The following is a 2,794-nucleotide window of genomic DNA, read 5'->3' on the forward strand; positions in this document are numbered from 1 at the left end:
GGCCCACTGCCCGGGGCACTGCGCGGATCACGGGGTGTGGGCACGGCGGCGGTACTCACCACGCCGGCCCGACGTCACCGACCGTGCGCACCCACTCCGCCGGCCAGCGCGCGCTCATCGCGGCAGCCCCGCGTCCTCGGGCTGGCCGCCGCCCACATCCGCCAGATCATATGCGGACAGCAACGCCGCATAACCGGGAGCGGTGGCCATCAGCTCCCGGTGGCTGCCGTGCCCGGCGACCCGTCCCCGCTCCAGGTAGACGACGTCGTCGGCGAGCTCGATCGTCGCCCGCCGGTGCGCGACGACGACCACCGTGGACGCGCCCGCCCGCGCCCGCAGCCCCGCGAGGATCGCCGACTCGACCCGCGGGTCGACGCTGGACGTCGCGTCGTCGAGCACCAGCAGGCGGGGCCGGCGGACCAGCGCGCGGGCCAGCGCGATCCGCTGCCGCTGGCCGCCCGAGAGCGTCGTGCCCCGCTCGCCGACCCGCGTGTCCAGCCCGGCGGGCAGCGCGGCGACGAAACCGTCCGCCTGGGCGCGCGCGAGCGCCTCCCAGACCGCCTCGTCGCCCACCTCGGAGCCGAGGGTGACGTTGGCGCGGACGGTGTCGTCGAACAGGAACGCCTGCTGGGGGACGAGGGCGGCCACCGCGGCGGCCTCGTCGCGGGCGAGCTCCGCCAGGTCGGCCCCGTCCACGCGGACCGCCCCGCTGTCGGGGTCGTACAGCCTGACCAGCAGGCCGGCCAGTGTGGACTTGCCCGCACCGGTCCGTCCCACCAGCGCCACCACCCGGCCCGCCGGCACCTCGAAGCTCACCCTGTCCAGCGTCGGACGTTCCAGCGCCGGGCTCTCCGGGGGCGAAACGGCCACCGCGGTGGCCGCCGGCGCCCCACCCTCGGTGAGCGGCCCCACGGACGGCCGTGGGGCCGGCCGTGGGGACGGCCGTGGATAGGTGTAGGAGACGGCGTCCACCGCCAGCGCCACCGGCGCGCGTCCCGGCACGGACTCCGAGCCGAAACGCTGGTCGTCACGGGCCCGCAGCACCGTGCTCACCCGGCGGTGGCCGACGACCGACCGGGGCAGCTCGCCGAACACCCAGCCGATCGCCCGCAGCGGGAACGCCAGCAGCGTGAACAGGTAGGCGACCCGGATCAGCTCCCCGACCGCCAGGTCGCCCGCGGCGATCCGGGCCGTCCCGACCAGCAGGACGACCAGCACGCCGATGTTGGGCAACGCGTCCATCACCGGGTCGAACAGCCCCCGGACCTGCCCGGCGCGCACCATCGCCGCGCGCAGCTCGTCCGCCTTGCGGGCGAACCGGGCCGTCTCGTCGTCCTCCCGGCCCGTTGTCTTGACCACCAGCGCGCCGTCGAAGGACTCGTGCGCGAGCCCGCTGACCTCCGCCCGCAGCTGCTGGGCGCGGGCGAGCAACGGGGAGATCTTCCGGCCATAGACGATGTTGACAGCGCCGAAGGCCGGGAAGACGACGCATCCCACACCGGTGAGCAGCGGATCCGTCACTATCAGCACTGTCAGGGCGACGACCAGCGCGCCCAGCACCCCCACCGCGAACGGCAGCGGGAGGACCGGCGCCCAGCTCGCCTCGACGTCGGCGTTCGCGTTCGACAGCAGCAGGCCGGTCGGATGGCGCTGGTGCCAGGACAGCGGCAGCCGCAGGTACTGCCGGACGACGCGGCGGCGGCAGGCGGCCTGTAGCCGGAAGGCCATCACACCGCCGCCGAGCCGGCGTACGAACATCCCGGCGGCCCGGGCCGCCCCGACCGCGAACAGGACGACCGCGGCCAGCGCGAGGCCGCCGGCGCCGGCCCGGCCGGTCGTGAAGGACGGCAGCACGACCCTGTCGACGACCTCGCCGAGCACCACCGCGCTCGCCACCATCATCAGGCCGAACAGGCCGCTGCCGACGACCGCGACGGCGAACACCCGGGGCTCGTCCCGGATCCCCGTGCCGAGGATGGCCAGCCCCCGGCGGATGACGGCAGGAGAGCCCGCGGAAAGCGGCGCCCCCACCGTCTCCGCATCCGCCGTCTCCGCATCCGCCGTGTTCACGCCCACCGGGCTCACGCCTGCCGTGTCCGCATCCGCCATACGCGCGCCCGCCGGGCTCACGCCTGCCGTGCCAGCGCCCGTGTCCGCTTCCAGCGCGTCCGCCGTGCCCGCCTCCTGGGTGACACCCGTATACGCGAACGCGGGAGCGGCGGGAGCGGATACGGACCGCGCGCAGGCCCTGGTCGCGGGCGCCCTCGCGACTGCCAGCACGTCCGGTTCCGCGGCCGTCAGCGCCTTCGCGTGACCCGGGGCCGCCTGCGCGTGGTTCGGGGCGTGTTCGGGCACGGCTCTCCCCTCTGCCGCTCACCACGGCCGTACTGCTCACCGCCGGCGCTCCGCCGGCTACGCCGGCCAGCCCCGGCCGGTGCCGGCCAGCACCGCCGGGACGCGTTCACGTCGACAACGCTGTACACCGCAACGTCCTCTGACCGGCGTCGCGCTCTCCCGGAACCATCACCCGCCGGAATCATCACCCGACGCAATCATCGCCCGGCGGGTGACGTCCGGTCCATGCGCGCGGCGCACCCGACGGCTCGTATACGACAGCTGACGCACACCATTTCGCATACGATCAGCAACCGTGTGCAATGGTTACCGTGTAGCGGCTGACCCACATCGGAGGCTGACCCACATCGGCATCGTCCACTCACGAGATGTCCGGCAGACGGCCATGAGCTGACGGACGCCCAGCGAACCGGTGTGTTCGGCGAACCGGTGTGTTCGG

General features: G+C 74.6%; 1 protein-coding gene. It reads right to left on the reverse strand.

The window, feature by feature from the left end:
* Positions 1 to 114: 114 nt before the first annotated feature.
* Entirely contained in the window at positions 115 to 2,355 is a 2,241-nt protein-coding gene (locus AC5LSR_RS04620) for an ABC transporter ATP-binding protein (protein WP_250285872.1), read from the reverse strand.
* Positions 2,356 to 2,794 lie beyond the last annotated feature (439 nt).

It is taken from the genome of Protofrankia sp. CiP1_Cm_nod4 (genome assembly GCF_982290645.1).